The organism is Cupriavidus sp. CPT47-8839-RL05A, assembly GCF_058792255.1.
The window spans coordinates 202,664-222,807 of the sequence record NZ_JBYTEG010000008.1 but is presented as its reverse complement, the minus strand read 5'-3'; the positions used below and the strand labels follow the sequence as shown (position 1 = coordinate 222,807).

The following is a 20,144-nucleotide window of genomic DNA, read 5'->3' as shown; positions in this document are numbered from 1 at the left end:
TTCCCTCTCTCTAACGCCGTGGACGGTCTCTGCTCCAGTGTCTGTCAGGGCCTGCAATATTCCGCGTTCCAGGAGTCCTTCGAAGATTGGAGGCTGATGGGTAGGCACCTGGTTAAGCTCAGATTGGCAGTGCGCAGATCATGCCTGCGCCCTTCGCGCGTGGAGCCACATGCAGATGCCTGCCAGCGTGGCCAGGGCATTGGCAACTGTGTAGCCTAGAATGGCCCCCTTCGCGCCAAATCGGGGAATAGCAGTCAGATCGACAGCAACAGTTGCCAGAAACGCGAGGCCCCACTTGATGGCGATCCATCGGGGCTTGCGCAGGTAAGCTGCCAGGATAGTAAAGCCAACATCGGCAAACACCAATGGCGAGGCAAGGGTGGCCAGGCGCAATAGCGAGCTTGCCTCGGCAAAGGCGGCGCCATACAACAGATGCACGATCCATGGCGCCAGGAGGATAAGGGGCACCGTGCCGGCAGCCCCCACGATGGTGATGAAGGTCGCCAGCTTCAGTACATTGCGAATGCCAGCGGATGCATCACGTGCATAGACATAGAGCGGAGCGATGCCACCCGCGAGAATGGTGGCCAACGTGGTGTAGTTGTCCACGATCTGCATTGCGGCCGCATAGGCAGCGAACTCTTCAGAAGATACGTGCGGTCTGAGTATCAGCTGATCAGCCCTGCGCGCCGCCATCATCAGCATAAAGCTGATCCAGAAAAGAGATCCATCGCGAAACAGCTGACGCGTCAGTTGGCCATCGTAATCGACTGCCTGCTGAGGCATATATTTGCGATAGAAGGTGCCGAGTAAGACAGCGGCCATCAGGGGCTCAAGAATGAAAGCGGCGGCGTAGGCGCCGACGGCATGAATTCCCATCACGGCAAGCGTGGCAACAGTGCCGGCTTTCAAAGCCAGGGAAGCAAGATTGATCAGCACACTTGGCTGGGTTCGCGTATGTGCCTGTGTCCACGCGATCACGACGCCAGAGGGTTCGCGCAGCAGGATTGCGATACCCAATATCAACGCCGGCTGCCAACTGGCATCCCCTTGCCGGGATACCCACAGAAAGCCGCAGACCAGCAGATAGGCGCAGCACGCGGCTAGAAGGCGCAGGCGGAACACATGCTTGAGGAGCCGATGTTGTGCGGCTAGATCGGAAAGGGCCACAAGCCGCGGAACCACGACTTCGCTACCGCAAATCAGCGCGACGGAGGCCCCGATCAGTACTAAGGACTGGGCGTATTGAAATGCCGCAAAGCCATCGGTGCCGAGGGTACGGGCGAGTATCGCGACGACGCCGATGCCCACCAGCACTTGTGAGCAGCGATCGAGCAACATCCAGCCGACGTTGCCGGCTATGCGTCGCCGCATGACCTTGTGCAGCGTGCGGGTTCGGAGGCTTCGCAGTGCATCTCGCGATAGAGCGATAACCAGCGATCGGCGGCAGCGGCAATACCGAAGTGCGTGACGATGCGTTGGCGGCGCATGTCGCGTTGGCCATCTGTTCCGGCCTCGGTGGCAAACGATTGCGTCATGGCAAGCGCCAGGGCATCGATATCGTCAATGGGCACCACGATGCCAATGTCACCCATTAGTTCTTTGACGCCGGGCGCCGAAGTGGCTACGACAGGGCGCCCGCAAGCCAGCGCTTCGCCAATCGCAAGCGGCATGCCCTCGACGCGCGAAGAGAGTACGAAAAGATCAGCTGCATTTAACAGGGCGGGAATATCGTGCCTTGTCCCCAGCAGCGAGACGGCATCGTGCAGTCCGTATCTTGTTATCCGCTCCTGCAACGCTGCACGCTGCGGCCCGTCGCCTGCAACGAAAAGGCGAGTAGTTTGTGAACGGTTCATCCGTTGGAACGCATCGATCAGTCTATCTTGTGCTTTCTCTACGGCTAGGCGTCCTATGGTCAGGATCAAACGTGCGCGGGAATCAATGCCAAGCTGCGCGCGCGTGCGCTCGCGTAGTGTCACGTCTGGCTTGAATTTCTCCGTATCGATCCCGTTGTACATCACGCGTACACGGTCAGGCCTGACGGCTCCTGCCCGGATCATCTCTGCGCGACTGGCCTGGCTGACCTGCGTCGTCAGCGTACACCAGCGATCGGTGAGCCGATAACAGAGCATGCGTAGCCGGCCGCCCTCTGAAAAGCTGTGTGCCGCGCAGATCAGCGGAGGCAGCCGGCAATTGCGCGACAGTGAACGCGCAAACATATTCGCATGGAACATATGCGAATTCACGATGTCCGGGCGCCATTCCAGGGCAAAGCGTCGTGCTTTCAACAGCGCATGAACCATCGACAGAGGTGTCTTGCGCAAATCGAGCATCAGGCGCTCTACCGCGTCGGGCATGGGGACTTCGCAATCCGGAGTCAGGCTGATCAGCGCGACGCTGTGACCTCGTGCGATGAACTCTTTCGCGAGGGCAGCAACCTGCTGTTCAGCACCGCCCATGCGTAGGCCGGTTGTCACCAGCAGGATACGCAAAGAGTCCGGCTGAGCGGACGGCTCGGATGGGTTCAACGCGCGCCGTATCCGGTAAGCAAGGTTCGCAGTGTCTTGACTGCAATCAGCAGATCCAAGGCAAACGAACAGTGTTTCACGTAATACAAATCGTAACTTAGCTTTGTGACCGTTTCTTCGTGGGTGCCTACATACCCCTGCTGGACCTGCGCCCAGCCCGAAAGGCCGGGGCGAACCAGGTGGCGATAGGGATAGTAGGGGATGCTCTGCGAGAACTGCTCGACCATGGGCACTTGTTCCGGCCGCGGCCCGATCAGGCTCATGTCACCGGTCAACACATTCCAGAGCTGCGGAATCTCGTCGAGCCGATACTTGCGGATGATCCGGCCAACGCGGGTGACACGAGGATCTTGCTTCAACGCGAACTGCGCAGGAGCATCTTCCTCAGTGGTCATGCTGCGGAACTTCAACATGACAAAGGGGCGACCGAACAGACCGACACGCACTTGACGGAATACCGCCGGGCCCTTTGACTCAATGCGGACGGCAAGTGCCACTAGCGCGCCTACCGGAACTGCAAGCGGTGCCATTGCCACCACGGAAACAATGTCAATGAGTCGCTTCAGGAAGCCGTAAAAATAGTGCTTAGCGTAGTCGTCCAGGAAATTCTCATCGATGTGCGCGAGTCCTACCCGCCCAGTCAGCATCTCGCCGATTCGTTCGACGGAATACATGCGGACATGGGTTAACTTCAGCTGCGACAGCGTGCGAGTGCGTTCCGGATCGGCCATGGCATGCCGATCGACCATCAATGCGTCACACCCGGTGGCCTCCTCCAGGGACCGGATATGCTCGAACCGGTGCGGACTCGGCAGGGCTGCACCGGGCATGTTCACGATCTGCTCGAGTTGCGCGAGCGTCGCGGGATCGGAGTATCCAAACACGGGTACATAGTTCCTGACAAACAAGCGGTACCCAAACCACGTCCACACCAGCGTGCCGAAATAGGTGAGCAACAACGCTACGCGCGAATACTCCAGTCGCATAACGGCGAAACACAGCAGCAGGGCTACAAAAGCCAATGTTACGGACAGCCCCACAAGGCTGTTGCCCTCGACAGGCGGCAAATGTAGCGACCTGAGCATAAGCACGAACGCAGCGACGTACGCAGCCGCAGACCAGCCCAGCGTGCGCGTGAACAGCCCAGTGACAATTCCAGTTTGGCGTAGTAGTTCAACTGCAAACATGCCGAGGCCGAGAAATATCAAGCCTAACAGTGCCCAGGCCACCATCCGGCTGGCGCGCCGGATGATCTCGGATCCTCGCGCGCGAACGGCTGGTGCCGAGCGGGAAATACTATTGGTTTTCGTCATTGGTGAATCTAGCCACACCTCAACCCTCTACGCGAGTTTGTCACTGTACAGATTTACAAAATTTTGCAACTGCAACCAGTTTTTCCCGGACCACCGGCTAGTTAAGCAAAGGTATGATGGTTAGGCCGGGTGGATGAGCGTGCACAATCTTGCGCTTCCCTGCGCACCTGGCCAGCCCAGGCAGGTTTTCACCGAGGGCGGGAAATTTGCAATCGGGGCGCATGATTATAACTGCCTCCCTATCCGGCGGTCCGAGGTGTGCACATTAGTGCATTGTGTACGCCTTGGCGACGCAATCCAGGATCCTTCCTCAATCTCGACGGTTACCGCGGTTGCACAATCCGGCACAATGCTGCCTTGCACACATTAGCGGTCTCGACGCTGTCCTGTCGTAAACACGCATTCAACCATCGTAACGCTCATGCAAATTGACTCATCGATTTTCAAGGCCTATGACATTCGCGGCATCGTTGGCAAGACGCTGACGCGTGAAGTTGCACGCTTCATCGGTCTCTCCTTCGGCTCCGCCGCGGTTGACCTGGGCGAAAAATCCGTCGTAGTAGGCCGCGACGGCCGTCTCTCCGGCCCCGACCTCATCTCCGGCCTGATCGAAGGCCTGCGCGCCGCCGGCCTGGACGTGATCGACATCGGCATGGTCGCCACTCCGATGGTCTACTTCGCCACCAACATCGAGATCGACGGCGTCCGCCCGACCTCCGGCATCATGGTCACCGGCAGCCACAACCCGCCGGACTACAACGGTTTCAAGATGGTGCTGGCCGGCAAGGCGATCTATGGCGAGCAGATCCAGGCGCTGCGCCAGAGGATCGAAGCCGGTCAGTTCAGCAGCGGTGCCGGCACCTACAAGCAAGTCGATGTGCGCCAAAAGTACCTCGATCGCATCATCAGCGACGTCAAGCTGGCTCGTCCGATGAAGATTGCTCTGGATGCCGGCAACGGCGTGGCCGGCGCTTTCGTGGGTGACTTATTCCGTGGCCTGGGCTGCGAAGTGACGGAGCTGTTCTGCGACGTGGACGGCAACTTCCCGAACCACCACCCTGATCCCGCACATATCGAGAATCTGCAGGATCTGATGAAGGCCCTGCGCGAGACGGACTGCGAGCTTGGCCTGGCTTTCGATGGCGATGGCGACCGCCTTGGCGTGGTGACCAAGGACGGTCAGGTGATTTTTCCGGACAGGCAACTGATGCTGTTCGCTGAAGAGATCCTGTCGCGTAATCCGGGCGCCCAGGTTATTTACGACGTGAAATGCACCGGCAAGCTGGCCCCCTGGATTCGCGAGCATGGCGGTGAGCCGCTGATGTGGAAGACCGGCCATTCGCTGGTGAAGGCGAAGCTGAAGGAAACGGGCGCGCCGATCGCGGGCGAGATGAGCGGCCACGTGTTCTTCAAGGACCGCTGGTATGGCTTTGACGATGGCCTGTACACGGGTGCGCGCCTGTTGGAGATCCTGTCGCGCCACGCGGATCCGAGCGCGGTGCTGAATGCGCTGCCGAATGCCAACAACACGCCGGAACTGCAGCTCAAGTGTGCCGAGGGCGAGCCGTTCACGCTGCTGGACCAGATCAAGGCGAACGCGAAGTTCGAAGGGGCGCGTGAGGTGATCACCATCGATGGCGTGCGCGTGGAGTATGCCGATGGCTTCGGCCTGGCGCGCCCGTCCAACACCACCCCGGTGGTGGTGATGCGTTTCGAGGCTGACAACGACGCCGCGCTGGCGCGCATCCAGGCGGAGTTCAAGCGCGTGATCCTGGCAGAGAAGCCGGATGCTCAGCTCCCGTTCTGAGCGCGCGACAGTGCCGGCGACATCGTCGGACGCGGCCGGTGTGGCGCAGCCCACGCCGGCCGCGGTGCCTTTCACACTGCCGGATCGGCCGCGCATCCTGCTGGTCAAGGTGTCGTCGCTCGGTGACGTGGTGCACAACATGCCGCTGGTGCACGACCTGCGCGCGCGCTGGCCGGGTGCCGAGATCGACTGGGTGGTGGAAGAGGGCTACGTCGAGCTTGTCCGGTTGTTGCCGGAGGTGCGCCGGGTGATCCCGTTTGCGCTGCGGCGCTGGCGCAAGCGCATCCTGCAGGGCGGCACCTGGCGCGAGGTGGGCGAGGTGCGTGACGCACTGCGGCAGGAGCGCTATGACGCGGTGATCGAGAGCCAGGGTTTGCTCAAGACCGCGGTGGTTGCGCGCGTGGCCGCGCGGGCGCCCGGTGCGCCGATTATCGGGCTGGGCAATGCCACGCAGGGCTCCGGCTATGAGCCGGCGGCGCGGCTGTTGTACACCGATCCGGTGCGTGTGCCGCGCCAGACGCATTCGGTGCGGCGCTCGCGCTTGCTCGGTGCTGCGCTGACCGGGCTTGCGCCGGCGGAGCCGCCGCAGTTTTTCGGGCCTGCCGCGCAGTCGCTGCATGTGGACGATCCGCTGTGGGGCGACCTGCCTGCGCGCTATGCCGTGTGCTTCCATGCGACAGCTGGCGCGCGCAAGAAATGGGCGGTGCAGAACTGGCATGTGCTGGGCAGGCGGCTGGCGGATGAGGGGCTGGTGATGTTGCTGCCGTGGGGCAATGACAAGGAACGCCAGGCTGCCGAAGAGATTGCTGCCGGTGTGCCGCAGGCGAGAGTGTTGCCGCGTTTCTCGGTGATGCAGGGCTTCGGGCTGATCAACCGGGCCGAGGTGGTGATCGGGGTCGATACGGGCCTGGTCCATATCGCCGCGGCATTGTGCCGGCCGGCGGTAGAGATCTATACGGCCACGTGGCGCTGGAAGACTGAGGGCTACTGGTCCGGGCGCATCGCCAATGTCGGTGACGACGGCATGGTGCCATCGGTCGATGAGGTCTACGACGCGGCTTGCCGCGTGCGCGGAGTGGCTGCCTGATGCTGCGTTTGCTCTATAGCATGTTGTGGGTGGTGGTGCTGCCGCTGGCGCTGCTGCGCCTGGCCTGGCGTGCGCGCAAGGAGCCGGGCTACTTGCAGCATGTCGGCGAACGCCTGGGTATATACGGCAGCCTGCCCCGGAAAGGTCCGTGGCTATGGGTCCACGCCGTGTCGGTGGGCGAGACCCGCGCCGCGCAGCCGCTGATCGAGGCGCTGCTCGGCGCCTATCCGCACCACCGCCTGCTGCTGACGCACATGACGCCGACCGGCCGCCAGACCGGTGCGCAGCTGTTCGGCAAGGAGCCGCGCATCCTGCAGTGCTACCTGCCGTATGACCTGCCATGGCTGGTGGGGTGTTTCATGCGGTATTTCCGGCCGCAGGCGGGCATGCTGATGGAGACGGAGGTGTGGCCCAACCTGGTGCGCGGCGCGCGCAAGGCCGGGGTGCCGTTGTTCCTGGTCAATGCGCGCCTGTCGCCGCGCAGCTTCCGGCGCACGGCGCGGTTTGGGCGCGCGGCGGCGGTCATGTACGGGGATTTTGCGGGCGTGCTGGCGCAGACGGCGGGTGATGCCGAGCGCTTTCAAGCGTTGGGCGTGCCGGCGGTGCAGATCACCGGCAACCTGAAGTTCGATATGCAGCCGGCGCCGGCAGGCGTTGCGCTGGGCGAGCAGTTGCGCAAGGTCATTGGCACGCGTGCGGTGCTGGCAGCCGCAAGCACGCGCGAGGGCGAGGAGCCGATGTTGCTCGATGCCTTCTCCCGCTGGCAATCACTGGCGGGCGATGTCCCGCGTCCCGCTTTGCTGCTGATCCCCCGTCACCCGCAGCGCTTCGATGAAGTCGCCGCGATGGCGGCGCGTGCGGGGTTCTCGGTCGAGCGCCGGAGTGCACTGGATCTCAATGTCATCCAGTCGCCGCTGACTGCCGATATCGTGCTGGGCGATTCGATGGGCGAGATGGCGATGTACTTTGCTGCGTCGGATCTTGCCTTTATCGGTGGCAGCCTGTTGCCGCTCGGGGGGCAGAACCTGATCGAGGCCTGCGCGGTCGGCACGCCGGTACTGGTTGGCCCGCATACCTTCAACTTTGCGCAGGCGACGGAAGACGCGATTGCCGCGGGCGCTTGCCTGCGTGTCGACAATGCCGATGCGCTGATGCGCACCGCAGCAAGCGTGCTGGCCGATCCAGCCCGGCTGGCCGATATGCGCGCGCATGCGCAGACCTTTGCAGGCCTGCATCGGGGCGCCACTGTGCGCACCCTCGCTGCGCTGGCCCCGGCGCTGGAAGGCTGATCCGGTGTTTACCCTGGTGCCTTGACCAGGGCATCCCACTGCAGCGCAAGCCGCTCCAGCGTGAATTGGCTTGCCTTGTCGCGGCCGCCGGCGCCAAGGCGGCTCGCCAGTTCCGGCTGGCGGATCACCGTCAGCAGCGCCTTGGCCAGCGCATCGGCATCATCCGCGGCAACCACCAGAGCATCCTGCCCCGGGGTGAGCAGCTCGCGGGGTCCGGTCTCGCAATCGGTCGATACGATCGGCAGGCCAAAGGCCATCGCTTCGATCAGCACCAGCCCGAATCCCTCATAGCGCGAACTCAGGCAGAAGACCGACGCACGGCCGTAGGCCTGCGCCGGATCCTGGCAGATGCCCGGCAGGCTGGCCCGGTCTTGCAGTTGCAGCTGGCCGATCAGTGCAGTGAGGGCAGGGCGCTCTTCGCCTTCGCCGTGGATGGCCAGTTGCCATTCCGGTTCCGCTTGCGCCACCTGTTGCCAGGCGCGCAGCAAGACGTCAAAGCCTTTCGCCGGAACCAGCCGGCCCATGGCCAGCACGGTCTTCTGCGTGCGTGGCGCGGGCTCCGCCGGCATGGGAAATGGCAGCGGATTCGGCAGGCAGACGACCTCGCTGCGCGGCCGCAGTGCCTCAAGCCAGCGGCGGCGGTCCCGTTCTGTCAGCACGGCCACCTGCCGGCAGAACTGCGCAGCGAGTCGACGTGCCAGCTTGCGCGCCGGCTTGCCAAGATCCTCGTCGAAGTGGCAATGCTCCCACGCGATATGGTGCAGGCCCAGGCCGAGGGTGGCAGGCAGCACGAAGAGTTCGAGCATGGTGTCGACCTGTACCAGCACATCGATGCGATGCGCGGTGCAGTGCCTGCGGATGCCGGCGACCGTGGCGAAATAGGCGCGTTTGAAAGAGGGCCGTTGCGCGAACAGCGCTTCATGGCGCACGCGTGGATGCAGCGGAAACTGGCTGGCAGCGTCCCAGAGGCTCAGGATAGTGACACGATGGCCAACGTCGGCAAGCGCATTGGCAATCGTTGCGGTCATCCGCTCCGCGCCGGCCATCGCATTCAAGGTACCGGTCAGGAAGCAGATGTGGCGTCGTGAGTCCTGGCTCAACTGGCCGCCCGCGCGGGCAAGGCGTCCTTGCGCGCAATCACATAGGCAAAGCACACGGCCATGATCAGGCTGTAGAAGGCATTGACCAGGGTCGTGGCGAACATGACCTCGGTCAGGCCGAACACCATGAAGCCGCAGCACAGGGCCAGGCCCATGGCGCTGGCGACCTGCGTGCCCCGGTCTGCATTGCCAAGGTGGCGCAGGAAGAAGGCGGCCGGTACCAGATACAGAGCAAGGATTGCCAATAGGCCCGGGATGCCGAGTGTGGCCGTAGCATGCAGGAGTTCATTGTGTGAATGCGGCATGCTGGCAGCGAGTGGGGAGATCTCATGCTGCGCCGCAAGCGTTTGCAGGGTCCGCTCGAAGTTCTCCGGCCCCACGCCGGTCCAGGGATGGGCCTGCACCATCTGGAGCGATTCTCGCCACAGCTGTAGCCGTACACCGATCGACGTGTCCAGTGTTACATGGTGATCAAATTGAGACAGTTCGGATACAACCTCTGTCGTGCGCTGCTGCACCCAGGCGCTGCCGAACCAGGTGAGGGTCATAAGACCGGCCAGTCCTGCGAGGGCGGCGGCCTTGTGTAGGCGAGTCAATCTGCGAGATGCTGCCAACGCAATGATCGCCAGCACCGGGATGGCGAGCCAGCCGCCACGCGTGCCGCTCATGTATGAGGCGTACAGGCCGGCAAAGCCGGCCAGCAGCTTCAGGCCCGATTGCAGATAGTCCCTGCGCCGATCCCATCCAATGGAAATCAGGGCGAGTATTCCCATCAGCATGGAAAGATTGCTAAGGGGGATGATATTGGAGGACCCTACGTGAGCTGGGCGACCGGCAGCTGTCGCCTCGTGGATCCAGGCCGCGGAAAGGAGCGCACAGACCACGAAACCCCACTGCACATTCCGCATCCCACCCCTGCCAAGCCGTACCATCCCAAAAACCAACGGAATGAACAAAGCAAAGCGCAGGTAAAGGTAAGAAACATGCGGCTCCTCCGCCCCCGACAGCAGTTGCTGCAACAGCACTGCCAGCGGCAACGCCGCCATGGCCAGCATGAAGAACCAGTACCTGCGCAACAGCCCCCCACATTCCGCCCGGCCCTCGCGCCCGCCGGCAACGAGAGTGATGGCGCTCCAACCGAGCAGGAGTCCGTAGCAGAGGTTGCTAACCGTCGGCTTGACAAACATCAGCGCAGGGAACGCTGCCAGAACGGCACAGGCGGCCAGGTACAGAGCTTTGTCGACCCCATACGATTGGGATCTCTGCAATCTCGTCATCAAGAGCATGGAGAGAGGTTTCCGGAGGAAGGGTTGTGCACTCGGGATGCGGGCCGATCCATCCTTCTTATTATTTTGTCGCCGCCTGTTGAGCAGCGGAGCCTGTCGGTCACATTGCTGCGCCGGGCGAGGCGATTATATCGGATGGTCAGGGTGGGATATCTTGATGTTCCGCATCCTAGCCCGCCGAACCCGTTGGGACGTTACAGAATGTATGTGATTTAATCGATGCTTGACCGGCGCTTTGGCGCAACCGCCTTGCTAAACTGATGTATCAGTGGGGTGCACTTTTCGGCATGCCCTTTGTCAGATCTGTCGATTGCACCATGCGGCCGTCTTGAGCGGCCCTGTTACAGGAGTCCTTCATGCACAGCCGTACCAGCCTGTTCCCCTTCTCCCTGGCTGCCCGCAGCGCGGCCGCCTTGCTGGTGGCAACCGCGCTAGGTGCCTGCACGACCGCGCCGGCGCCTGACCTCCCCTCCGCCGGTACCAACCTCAACCAGACCCAACCCTCCGGCCCCAGCCGCTGGGAACTGGTGCGCTGGCAGCAGCCCGACGGCGCGCTGCGCGATATCCCGCACGGCGACAACGGCCAGCCCATCATTTTTGAGTTCAATGAGGGCATCGATGCCGCGCAGGGCACGGTCAGCGGCACCAGTGGCTGCAACCGCTTTACCGGCAGCTATGGCAAGACCGATACCGGCATCCGCTTTGACCGCATCGCCGGCACGCGCATGGCTTGCCCGCCGCCGCGCATGGAACTGGAATCGGCTTTGCTCAAGGCGATGCAGACGCCGTTTGCCACGGTCGGCACGCAGCCGTCGGCGGGCAGTACGGGCCGGCAGATCATCTGGAAGACTGCCGGCGGCGACTTGCTGCAGTTTGTAGAGCGCGAAGGCCTGGGCAAGCGCGGTGCGAGCGTGGAAGCCGGCGGCGTGGAGAAGGTGGTCTATATCGATTCGCAGCGCGTGGAGTGCTCGGGCGTGGGCAAGATGACGTGCTACCGCTGGCGCGAATCGCCGGAGGCGCCGTGGCAGCTCTGGTACGGCCCGATCGAGGGGCTGGATTTTGAGCCGGGCGTGGCCTATACGCTGCGAGTGCGCGAGTACCAGGTGCCGAACCCGCCGGCGGATGCATCGTCGATCCGCTGGCAGCTGCTGAAGGTGGAGTCGCGTACGCGGGCGAAGTAGTGCGACGCCGTTCACGCAAACGGGCCGCAATTGCGGCCCGTTTTGCTTTGCGGCGTGCTGCGGAGGATCAGGAGCGCGGTGCGCCGGCAGGCGTGGCTTCGCGCCGCGTGCCGCGGCGCTCGACCGAGGCGCGCGGGTTTGCCGGGGCCCTGGCGCCGGCCTGTGCTGGCGCGGGCAGTTTGTACAGCGCGCCCGGCGAGGAGGTCAGCAGGGTGTTGATCTGCACCACGTCGGCTTCCTGCAGCACGCCGGTGGAGGCCTTCAGCCGCAGGCCGTTCATGATGGTGTCGTAGCGGGCCTTGGCCAGGTCGCGCCGGGTGGAGAACAGTTGCGCTTCGGCGTTGAGCACGTCGATATTGATGCGCACGCCCACTTCATAGCCGAGCTGGTTGGATTCCACTGCGCTGGTGGCCGAGCGTTCGGCGGCTTCCAGGGCCTTGACCTGGGCCAGGCCGTTGGACACGCCGGAGTAAGTCTGCCGGGCCGTCTGCGCGGCGGTGCGGCGCGCGAATTCCAGGTCGCTGGCGGCCTTGTCGGCCAGGGCCAGGGTCTCGCGCACGCGCGACTGGATCTGGCCGCCGGCGAAGATCGGCATGGTCAGCTGCACGCCGATCTGCGAGGCGTTGTAATGGGTGGAGATGGCCTGCGTGGCGCTGCCGGTCTGGTTGGTGAAGCCGTACGAGGCCACCAGGTCGACCGAGGGCAGGTGGCCGGCCTTGGCCTTGTTGGTTTCGCGCTGGGCGGTTTCCAGGTTGTAGCTGGCCAGGTTCACCTGCAGGTTGCTGGTCTCTGCCTGCGCGGCCCAGGCGTTGACGTCGGGCGGCTGCGGGCCGGGGATGGGTGCTTCGGGGCGCAGGCCCAGCACTTCGTCGACCGGCTTGCCGGTGATCTGCTGCAGCGTGGCGCGCTTGATCTCAAGGTCGCTCTGCGCGGCGATTTCGGTCGAGGTGGCCAGGTCATAGCGGGCCTGGGCGTCGTTGGTGTCGGTGATGGTGGCGGTGCCGACTTCGAAATTGCGCTTGGCCTGCTCCAGCTGCTCGGAGATGGCCTTCTTCTGCGCGCGTGCCAGGTAGAGGTTGTCCTGTGCCGCCAGCACGTCGAAGTAGGCCTGCGCGCTGCGCGTGATCAGGTCGAGCTCGGCCTGGTGGAAGCTGACTTCACCAGCCAGCGACGCCAGTTCGCCCTGCTTGTAGGTTTCCCAGCGGTCCCAGCGGAACAGTGGCTGGCTCAGTTGCAGCTGCCAGTTGTTGTTGTTGAAGAAGCGCGTGCCGGAGGCACTGGCCCCGGCGCCGACCGGCAGCGAAGCGGTCTGGTCGAGCTTGGTGCGGTTGGCGCCCGCGGTGCCGACCACCTGCGGCAGTAGCCCGGCACGGCCCTGGGGCAGCCGCTCGCGCGTGGCCAGCAGCTGCGAGCGCGCGCTGGCAAACTGCGCGTCATTGGCTTGCGCATCGCGATAGACCTGCAGCAGGTCGGCCGCGCTTGCCGGTGCCGCTGGCATCATGGCCAGCAGCGGGGCAAGCAGGGAAACCGCGATCGCCAGGCGTGTCCGGATCACTCCGGCCAGGGCGTTGGGCGCAAACGTCATGAAAGCTCCAGGTTGCCGGGCGCGGGCCGCGGCTACAGTCGATTCTTCTTGGTGTTGCTGTGCTGGACTGCCGCTTCAGTACTTCGGCATGGCCGGGTCGACATCGCTGGCCCAGGCGTCGACGCCGCCGGTCAGGTTGTAGACCTTGCCATAGCCCTGGCGCTCCAGGTAGGCCGCCACCTGCATGCTGCGTGCGCCGTGGTGGCAGATGCAGACGATGTCGGCGTCTTCGTCGAGTTCGGCCGCGCGCGCGGGGATGTCCCGCATCGGGATGTGGGTGATGCCGGGCATGGCGCAGGTCTGCACCTCCCAGCCTTCACGCACGTCGAGCAGGACCGGTTTGGCGCGGCTGGCATCGGCCAGCCACTGGGCCAGTTCGGTCGCTTTGATGACCTGCATGGTGGATCCGTCCTCAGAACTGGAATTGCGACGGCCGGGCCGCGCCCTGCAGGGGCTTGACCGCGGTTTCGAACAGGTTGACGACCTGGTATTCGGTCTCGGACACGCGCGTGACCAGGCGCGCTTCCATCACCGGCAGCTCGCCGATGAAGGCGGCGATGCGGCCGCCCACCTTGACCTGCGACAGGATCGACTGCGGAATCGCCGGCAGCGAGCCCGAGATGCAGATCACGTCGTAGGGCGCGGCGGCGCTCCAGCCGTCGGCGGCGTTGCCTTCGGCCACGTCGACGTTGGTGACGCCGGCGTTGGCCAGGTTGGTGCGGGCCAGCTCGACCAGCTCGGGCACGATGTCCACGGTCAGCACGTGGCGCGCGCGGTTGGCCAGCAGGGCGGCCATGTAGCCGGAGCCGGCGCCGATTTCCAGCACGTTCTCATGCTTGCGCACGGCCAGGTCCTGCAGGATGCGGGCTTCCACGCGCGGCGCCAGCATGTTCTGCCCGGCGGGCAGCGGAATCTCCATGTCGACGAACGCCAGCGAGGCGTACGCGGCCGGGACGAACTGCTCCCGCTTGACCACCGCCAGCAGGTCCAGGATTTCCTGGTCCAGCACGTCCCACGGGCGGATTTGCTGTTCGATCATGTTGAATCGGGCTTTTTCGAGATCCATCTTGCCATTCCTTACCAATGCCAACCGCTGTCGGTCTGTGCGCCGGCCGCGCGGTGCCACGGCCGGACAGTCTTATCAAACCCTTTATTTTAACCTTGCAGACGCCGCCAGGCTCATTCCGCGCTGGCCTCCGCCGGTGCCGGCCGATCCGGTGCCGCTTGCCGGCCGGGCGCGGGCTGCGCGTGCGCTGCGGGCTCGCTGGCGGGCTTGCCTTGCCACAGCCGGCGCAGCCAGGCGCCGAAATCATCAAGATACGTATAGATCACCGGCACCACCACCAGCGTCAGGATCGACGAGGTAATGATTCCGCCGATCACGGTCTGGCCCATCGGCGCGCGCTGCTCGGCGCCTTCGCCCAGGCTGAAGGCCAGCGGCACCATGCCGAAGATCATCGCCAGCGTGGTCATCAGGATGGGGCGCAGCCGCACGCGCGCGGCCTCCACCAGCGCCGCCTCGCGTGACAGCGGCTGGCGGCCGTCGGCGCCGTCCACATGGCCCTGGCGTGCCTGGTTGGCGAAGTCCACCAGCAGGATCGCGTTCTTGGTCACCAGCCCCATCAGCATGATGAAGCCGATGATCGAGAACATGTTCAGCGTCGAGCGGAACAGCAGCAGCGCCGCGAACACGCCGACCAGCGTCAGCGGCAGCGAGGTCATGATGGCGATCGGCTGGAAGAAGCTGGCGAACTGCGAGGCCAGGATCATGTAGATGAAGATCACCGCCAGCGCCAGCGCTGACACGGCGTAGCCGAAGGACTCGTTCATCGACTTGGTCGAGCCGCCAAAGCGGTACTTGTAGCCGGCAGGCCAGCTCATGCCGTCCAGCGCGGCCTTGACATCGCGTGCGACTTCACCAGCCGAGCGCCCGGCCACGTTGGCGGTCAGCTCGACCTCGCGGTTCAAATCGCGCCGGCTGATCTGGTTGGCGCCGGTGGTCGGCACCAGCTCGGCGATTTGGCGCAGTGGCACCATTTTGGGCGAGCCGTCGGCGTTGGTCTGGCTGCTGGCAATCATCAGCGCGCTCAGGTCGGCCATGCCGGTGCGCGCGTCCCTGGGCAGGCGCACGCGCACGTCGTAGTTCTCGTCATCGGGCGCGCGCCATGAGCTGATGGCGTCGCCGGCCAGCAGCGGGCGCAGGGCATTGCCGATCTGCGCCACGCCCACGCCCAGGTCCGAGGCCAGCTCGCGCCGGATGCGCACCTCGATGGTGGGGCGGTCGTCCTTCATGCTCGAATCCAGGTCGGCCAGGCCGCGGATCGCCTTCATGCGCGTGCCGGCTTCCCTGGACAGGCGCCGCAGTTCGTCCAGGTCATCGCCCTGGATCGATACCTGGATCGCCTTCTGGCCGCCGGCGCCGTCGGGCATGCCCACCATGGTCAGCGTGATGCCGGCAATGCCCGCCAGGCGCTGCCGGATCAGCGGGTTGAGCTGCGCGGTGGACAGCTGGCGCGAGCGCCGCTCGGTCAGGCGCACCGACACCAGCGCATTGTTGCGGCCCGAGGCATTGCCCGAGTTGATGGTGGCGTAGGTGTAGGCCACTTCGGGGAACGATTTGAGCGCGGCTTCCACCTGCCTCACCTTGGCTTCGGTGACTTCGATCGAGGTGCCGACCGGCGTGGTGAAGCCGACCTGGGTCTCGCCCAGGTCGGCATTGGGCACGAATTCGGTGCCGATCAGCGGCACCAGCGCAAAGCTGCCGAAGAAGGTCACCGCGGCGATGATGGCGGTGGCCAGCCGGTGCTTCAGCGCCCAGCCCAGCATGCCGGCGTAGCCGTTGCCAAGCTTGTCCATCTTTGCCGAGAACCAGTCCAGCAACCGCCCCACCGTGCGCCCGTACCAGCTCTTCTTGTTGCCGGTGCCGTGCAGGTCCGGGTCGTGCCAGACCGACGACAGCATCGGGTCCAGCGTGAACGAGACGAACATCGAGATCAGCACCGCCGCGACCACGGTGATGCCGAACTGGTGGAAGAAGCGCCCGATGATGCCGCCCATGAAGCCCACCGGCAGGAACACCGCCACGATCGAGAAGGTGGTGGCCAGCACCGCCAGCCCGATCTCGTTGGTGCCGTCAAGCGCCGCACTGCGGTGGTCCTTGCCCATCAGGTTGTGGCGCACGATGTTCTCGCGCACCACGATGGCATCGTCGATCAGCAGGCCCACGCACAGCGACAGCGCCATCAGCGTGATCACGTTGAGCGTGAAGCCGCACATATACATCACGCCGAAGGTGCCGATCAGCGCGATCGGCAGCGTCAGGCCGGTGATCACCGTGCTGCGCCAGGAGCCCAGGAACAGGAATACGATTGCCACCGTCAGGAAGGCGCCTTCGAGCAGCGTCGATCGCACCTCCTTGACGCTGCTGCGGATGCCGCGCGCGGTGTCGTTGACCACGTTCAGCTGCACCCCGGCCGGCACCAGCTTGCGTGTTTCTTCGGTCATGCGCACCAGGCCGTCGACGGTATCGACGGTGTTCTGGCCCTGTGCCTTCACCACCGACAGGAACAGCGCGCGCTTGCCGTCCAGCAGCGCCAGGCTTTCCTGCTCTTCCTGGCCGTCGCGCACATCGGCAATCTCGCCCAGCGTGACCGGCTGGCCGGCGCGGCGCGCCACGATGATCTGGCGGAACGCGTCCGGGGTGGGCACGCGGCCCTTGATCTGCACCACCGTTTCCGTGGCCGAGGAACGCAGCTCGCCCGCGGGCAGTTCCTGGTTCTCGTTGCGGATGGCGCTCATCACCTGGTCCACGCCGATCCCCAGCGCCTCGAGCTGCGCCGGCCGGATGCGGATCTCGACCTCGCGCTTGGTGCCGCCCACGATATTGATGGCGCCCACGCCGCGCACCGTCTCCAGCCGCTTGCGCACGATCTGGTCGGCGATGGTGGTCAGCTCGCGCTGGCTGCGGGTGGCGCCCGGTGCGTTGGAGACCGAGAGATAGAAGATCGGTGCGTCGGACGGGTCATAGCGCAGCACGCGCGGCTCTTTCACCTCGTCGCGGAACTGCGGGCGGATCAGCGCGATCTTGTCGCGCACGTCCTGCGCGGCCTGGCCGACGTCGACGCTCAGGTCGAACTTGATGACGACGACCGAAGTGCCCTGGTAGGAGTGCGAGAAGATCTCGTCGATGCCGGAGATGGTGTTGACGATCTCCTCGACCTTGCGCGTGACGTCGGACTCCACCGACTCCGGCGCGGCGCCGGGATATTCCGTCTGCACCACCACCACCGGGAAGGTGATGTCGGGGAACTGGTCGACCGGCAGCCGCTGGTAAGAGAACAGCCCCACCACGATGAAGGCCATCATCATCATGGTGGCCAGCACCGGGTTGCGGATCGACAGGCGGGTGAACCACATGGCGCGGGCCCTTACGCCTTGACGCGCTTGACCTGGCTGCCGCTGCGCAGCGTGCCGAGGTTGTTGCGGACGATCTCGGTGCCGGCGTCCAGCCCCGAGACGATTTCCACCATGCCGCTGGCCTCGTCGCGGATGCCAAGCTGCACCGGGCGCTCGGCCAGCGTGTCCTTGTCGATGGCATAGACGAAGGCGCGCTCGCCTTCGGTGCGCACCGCCGAGGCCGGCACCGCCACCACGCCGGCACGCTCGCCCAGCACCAGCGCGCCGCGCGCGAACATGCCGGCGCGCAGCTTCTGATCTGCATTCTCGACGCGGATATAGACCATGATGCTGCGCGTGCCCTGGCTGACTGCCGGGTTGATGCGCACCAGCTTGCCGGTGAAGCGGCCGGCGCCTTCCACGTCCAGCGCCACCGGCTGGCCGACCGCGGCGCGCGCCACGTCCGCCATCGGGATCGGCGCTTCCAGTTCCAGCACGCGCAGGTCGACCACGTCGACCAGGCGCGTATCCGGCGAGACCTTCTCGCCCGGCTGCACCGCGCGCGCGGCCACCATGCCATCGAGCGGCGCCTTGACCACGGTGTCGGCCAGCGCCTTCTGCGCCACCGCCAGGCCGCCCTGGGCCGCGTCAAGGTTGGCGCGGGCGACATCCAGGTCGGCCTGGTACTTGTCGAACGCGGTCCTGGAGATAAAGCCCTTGCCGACCAGCTCGCGGTTGCGCTCCCAGGTCTGGCGCGAGTTCTCGAACTGCCCGCGCGTGGCCAGCATCTGGCCGCGCGCCTGCGCCACCTTGGCCTCGTACTCGGTGGCATCGATGCGAACGATCACCTGGCCGGCGCGCACCGGCTCGCCCTCACGTACCAGCACCGCCTTGACCTCGCCGGAGACCTTGGCCTTGACCGAGGCCTGGTTCAGCGCACGCAGGCTGCCCGACAGCGGCAGCGACACCCGCAGGTCCTGGCGCGCCACGCTGACCAGGTCGGTCTGCAGGAATTCCACCACGTTGACGGCGGCCTGGGCCGGCGCCTGCGGCTGGCGCGCACTGACGGCCTTGCGCACGGCGACCGTGGCGGTCAGCGCGATGGCGATGCAGGCGGCGGTGATCAGCAGGGTCTTGCGCTTCATGTTCAGGGGCCGGGTCGCGGCGCAGGGGGATCGGGCTCGGCGTCGGCTTCCATGGCGGCGGCGCGTTGCGCCAGCATGTCGTCGCGGATGCGTTCCCAGATATAGGGGCCGGTCTGCGGCGGCAGCGGGCGATTGCGGGCATCGCCGGTGGTGAGCCCGAACAGCAGCGTGTCCAGCAGGCCGTCCAGGAAGGCCTCGGGGTCGATGTCCTTCTCGGCGGTGGCGCGCAGCGCGCGCTGCCACAGCATCAGGAAGACCAGCGGCGCACAGACCAGCGTCGTGGTGGGGTTGGCCGGCATCGCGCGGAATTCGCCGCGCGCCACGCCACGGGCCAGCACCTTGGCGAACAACTCGTCGCCCGGCATCATCACTTCCTGGTTATAGAAACGGGCGATGTCCGGGAAGTTGGCCGACTCGGCCATGATCAGCTTGGTCAGCCCCGCCACCGGCGTGGCGCCGATCAGGCCCCACCAGCCGCGCAGCAGCTCGCGCAACAGCTCGGGCGTGCTGCCGTCGTAGGCGTCGACCAGGTCCGAGCCGCGCGCCAGTGCCGGCACCAGGTTCTCGCGCACCACCGACTTGAACAGCTCTTCCTTGTTGGCGAAGTAAAGATAGACCGTGCCCTTGGACACGCCGGCCGCCGCGGCCACGTCTTCCAGCCGGGTGGCTGCATACCCGCGCTCAACGAAGAGGTCGAGCGCCGCGGCCACCAGCTCTTGCGGGCGGGCGGCCTTGCGCCGGCTCCAGCGCGGGGTGTCGGCGTCCTTGTGCGGATCGGCGGGCGTTTTCACGGATGTCTTGCGGGTCCTGCGGGGCACGTGGGGGCGGGTCAGGAAGTTAATAACTTGTGGGTCAGTAATGTAGATGAGCGCCATGAGGGGGTCAAGCGCAGGCCGGCGACCCTCGGGTACACACCGAGGCGGCACTGAGGCTGATTTGCTAAGTGTGGCTTGTTGTGCGCTTTTTCCGGCGACGCTCGGCCGCGGCTTACGGCGTTTTCCTTTTCTTACAGGACGACAGCGGCCCTTCGGGCACAATGTCCGTTTTGTGCCGGCCGCCTTGCGGCTGTCCATTGCCCATCCTGAACCATCGTCATGAGTTGCCGGTCAGACCTTTCCTGCCGCGCGGGCTGCGGCGCCTGCTGCATCGCCCCGTCGATTGCCTCGCCGCTGCCCGGCATGCCTGCCGGCAAGCCGGCGGGCGAGCCGTGCGCGCAGCTGCTGCCGGATATGCGCTGCGCGGTGTTCGGCAGGCCGGACCGGCCCGCGTTCTGCGGCGGCCTGAAGCCGTCGGCCGAGATGTGCGGCGATTCGCGCGAAGCCGCGCTGCACTGGCTGACCCGGCTGGAAATCCTGACCGCGCCGCAGGCCGGGCCCGGGCGGCCCGGTCCGCTCGCATGACGCCTGGTACGCGACCTGACTATCCCGC

At 65.1% G+C, this 20,144-nt stretch carries 16 protein-coding genes; 5 read left to right on the top strand and 11 right to left on the bottom strand.

What is annotated here, in order from left to right; translation table 11 throughout:
• Nucleotides 1-138: 138 nt before the first annotated feature.
• The 3 genes from AC3WVS_RS12220 to AC3WVS_RS12210 are packed head-to-tail and all read right to left on the bottom strand — an operon-like array spanning nucleotide 139 to nucleotide 3,841.
• A complete protein-coding gene (locus AC3WVS_RS12220) occupies nucleotides 139-1,374 on the bottom strand; it encodes a lipopolysaccharide biosynthesis protein (RefSeq protein ID WP_492318842.1) in 1,236 nt (411 codons plus the stop codon).
• Nucleotides 1,359-2,528 (bottom strand): glycosyltransferase, encoded by a 1,170-nt coding sequence (locus AC3WVS_RS12215; RefSeq protein WP_492318841.1) that lies wholly within the window; start codon nucleotides 2,526-2,528, stop codon nucleotides 1,359-1,361. The genes AC3WVS_RS12220 and AC3WVS_RS12215 overlap by 16 nt, the downstream gene beginning before the upstream one ends.
• Complete coding sequence (locus AC3WVS_RS12210) at nucleotides 2,525-3,841, bottom strand: sugar transferase (protein ID WP_492318840.1); 1,317 nt, start codon at nucleotides 3,839-3,841, stop codon at nucleotides 2,525-2,527. Before AC3WVS_RS12210 ends, AC3WVS_RS12215 begins: the two co-directional genes overlap by 4 nt.
• 421 nt (nucleotides 3,842-4,262) lie before the next feature.
• Between AC3WVS_RS12210 and AC3WVS_RS12205 the strand changes: the two genes are divergently transcribed.
• The 3 genes from AC3WVS_RS12205 to waaA are packed head-to-tail and all read left to right on the top strand — an operon-like array spanning nucleotide 4,263 to nucleotide 8,024.
• The gene (locus tag AC3WVS_RS12205) at nucleotides 4,263-5,648 is read left to right on the top strand and encodes a phosphomannomutase/phosphoglucomutase (RefSeq protein ID WP_492318839.1); all 1,386 of its coding nucleotides are present in this window, start codon (nucleotides 4,263-4,265) and stop codon (nucleotides 5,646-5,648) included.
• Nucleotides 5,629-6,735: a lipopolysaccharide heptosyltransferase I gene (gene waaC, locus AC3WVS_RS12200; RefSeq protein WP_492318838.1), complete on the top strand. Its 1,107-nt coding sequence runs from the start codon at nucleotides 5,629-5,631 to the stop codon at nucleotides 6,733-6,735. The genes AC3WVS_RS12205 and waaC overlap by 20 nt, the downstream gene beginning before the upstream one ends.
• Nucleotides 6,735-8,024 carry a lipid IV(A) 3-deoxy-D-manno-octulosonic acid transferase gene (gene waaA / locus AC3WVS_RS12195; RefSeq protein WP_492318837.1) on the top strand — a complete coding sequence of 430 codons (1,290 nt, stop codon included), beginning with the start codon at nucleotides 6,735-6,737 and terminating at the stop codon, nucleotides 8,022-8,024. Before waaC ends, waaA begins: the two co-directional genes overlap by 1 nt.
• Before the next feature lie 8 nt (nucleotides 8,025-8,032).
• Here waaA and AC3WVS_RS12190 read toward each other — a convergent pair whose 3' ends face one another.
• Nucleotides 8,033-9,124, bottom strand: a complete 1,092-nt coding sequence (locus AC3WVS_RS12190; RefSeq protein WP_492318836.1) for a glycosyltransferase family 4 protein — start codon at nucleotides 9,122-9,124, stop codon at nucleotides 8,033-8,035.
• Nucleotides 9,121-10,410 (bottom strand): O-antigen ligase family protein, encoded by a 1,290-nt coding sequence (locus AC3WVS_RS12185; protein ID WP_492318835.1) that lies wholly within the window; start codon nucleotides 10,408-10,410, stop codon nucleotides 9,121-9,123. Before AC3WVS_RS12185 ends, AC3WVS_RS12190 begins: the two co-directional genes overlap by 4 nt.
• 356 nt (nucleotides 10,411-10,766) lie before the next feature.
• Here AC3WVS_RS12185 and AC3WVS_RS12180 point away from each other — a divergent pair, with 356 nt between their 5' ends.
• Nucleotides 10,767-11,591: a DUF4377 domain-containing protein gene (locus AC3WVS_RS12180; RefSeq protein ID WP_492318834.1), complete on the top strand. Its 825-nt coding sequence runs from the start codon at nucleotides 10,767-10,769 to the stop codon at nucleotides 11,589-11,591.
• Between the two features lie 67 nt (nucleotides 11,592-11,658).
• Here AC3WVS_RS12180 and AC3WVS_RS12175 read toward each other — a convergent pair whose 3' ends face one another.
• From AC3WVS_RS12175 to AC3WVS_RS12150, 6 genes are all read right to left on the bottom strand, one after another.
• Nucleotides 11,659-13,176: a TolC family outer membrane protein gene (locus AC3WVS_RS12175; RefSeq protein ID WP_492318833.1), complete on the bottom strand. Its 1,518-nt coding sequence runs from the start codon at nucleotides 13,174-13,176 to the stop codon at nucleotides 11,659-11,661.
• Between the two features lie 75 nt (nucleotides 13,177-13,251).
• A complete protein-coding gene (locus AC3WVS_RS12170; protein WP_011615877.1) occupies nucleotides 13,252-13,575 on the bottom strand; it encodes a rhodanese-like domain-containing protein in 324 nt (107 codons plus the stop codon).
• Between the two features lie 13 nt (nucleotides 13,576-13,588).
• Entirely contained in the window at nucleotides 13,589-14,242 is a 654-nt protein-coding gene (locus AC3WVS_RS12165) for a protein-L-isoaspartate O-methyltransferase family protein (protein WP_010813784.1), read from the bottom strand.
• A gap of 113 nt (nucleotides 14,243-14,355) precedes the next feature.
• Nucleotides 14,356-17,592, bottom strand: coding sequence for an efflux RND transporter permease subunit (locus AC3WVS_RS12160; RefSeq protein WP_492318832.1), 3,237 nt, complete (start codon nucleotides 17,590-17,592; stop codon nucleotides 14,356-14,358).
• An 11-nt stretch (nucleotides 17,593-17,603) separates the two neighbouring features.
• The gene (locus AC3WVS_RS12155) at nucleotides 17,604-18,716 is read right to left on the bottom strand and encodes an efflux RND transporter periplasmic adaptor subunit (RefSeq protein WP_492318831.1); all 1,113 of its coding nucleotides are present in this window, start codon (nucleotides 18,714-18,716) and stop codon (nucleotides 17,604-17,606) included.
• A gap of 2 nt (nucleotides 18,717-18,718) precedes the next feature.
• Nucleotides 18,719-19,534 (bottom strand): TetR/AcrR family transcriptional regulator, encoded by an 816-nt coding sequence (locus tag AC3WVS_RS12150; RefSeq protein ID WP_492318830.1) that lies wholly within the window; start codon nucleotides 19,532-19,534, stop codon nucleotides 18,719-18,721.
• A gap of 276 nt (nucleotides 19,535-19,810) precedes the next feature.
• On the opposite strand from AC3WVS_RS12150, the gene AC3WVS_RS12145 reads away from it, so the two are divergent.
• The gene (locus AC3WVS_RS12145) at nucleotides 19,811-20,116 is read left to right on the top strand and encodes a YkgJ family cysteine cluster protein (protein ID WP_492318829.1); all 306 of its coding nucleotides are present in this window, start codon (nucleotides 19,811-19,813) and stop codon (nucleotides 20,114-20,116) included.
• The last annotated feature ends 28 nt before the right edge of the window (nucleotides 20,117-20,144 follow it).

Bases quoted from the DNA above. Each gene is read 5' to 3' on its own strand.
- AC3WVS_RS12220 (WP_492318842.1), bottom strand. From the start codon at position 1,374: ATGCGGCGACGCATAGCCGGCAACGTCGGCTGGATGTTGCTCGATCGC.
- AC3WVS_RS12210 (WP_492318840.1), bottom strand. From the start codon at position 3,841: ATGACGAAAACCAATAGTATTTCCCGCTCGGCACCAGCCGTTCGCGCG.
- AC3WVS_RS12205 (WP_492318839.1), top strand. From the start codon at position 4,263: ATGCAAATTGACTCATCGATTTTCAAGGCCTATGACATTCGCGGCATC.
- waaC (WP_492318838.1), top strand. From the start codon at position 5,629: ATGCTCAGCTCCCGTTCTGAGCGCGCGACAGTGCCGGCGACATCGTCG.
- waaA (WP_492318837.1), top strand. From the start codon at position 6,735: ATGCTGCGTTTGCTCTATAGCATGTTGTGGGTGGTGGTGCTGCCGCTG.
- AC3WVS_RS12185 (WP_492318835.1), bottom strand. From the start codon at position 10,410: ATGCTCTTGATGACGAGATTGCAGAGATCCCAATCGTATGGGGTCGAC.
- AC3WVS_RS12180 (WP_492318834.1), top strand. From the start codon at position 10,767: ATGCACAGCCGTACCAGCCTGTTCCCCTTCTCCCTGGCTGCCCGCAGC.
- AC3WVS_RS12175 (WP_492318833.1), bottom strand. From the start codon at position 13,176: ATGACGTTTGCGCCCAACGCCCTGGCCGGAGTGATCCGGACACGCCTG.
- AC3WVS_RS12170 (WP_011615877.1), bottom strand. From the start codon at position 13,575: ATGCAGGTCATCAAAGCGACCGAACTGGCCCAGTGGCTGGCCGATGCC.
- AC3WVS_RS12165 (WP_010813784.1), bottom strand. From the start codon at position 14,242: ATGGATCTCGAAAAAGCCCGATTCAACATGATCGAACAGCAAATCCGC.
- AC3WVS_RS12160 (WP_492318832.1), bottom strand. From the start codon at position 17,592: ATGTGGTTCACCCGCCTGTCGATCCGCAACCCGGTGCTGGCCACCATG.
- AC3WVS_RS12155 (WP_492318831.1), bottom strand. From the start codon at position 18,716: ATGAAGCGCAAGACCCTGCTGATCACCGCCGCCTGCATCGCCATCGCG.
- AC3WVS_RS12145 (WP_492318829.1), top strand. From the start codon at position 19,811: ATGAGTTGCCGGTCAGACCTTTCCTGCCGCGCGGGCTGCGGCGCCTGC.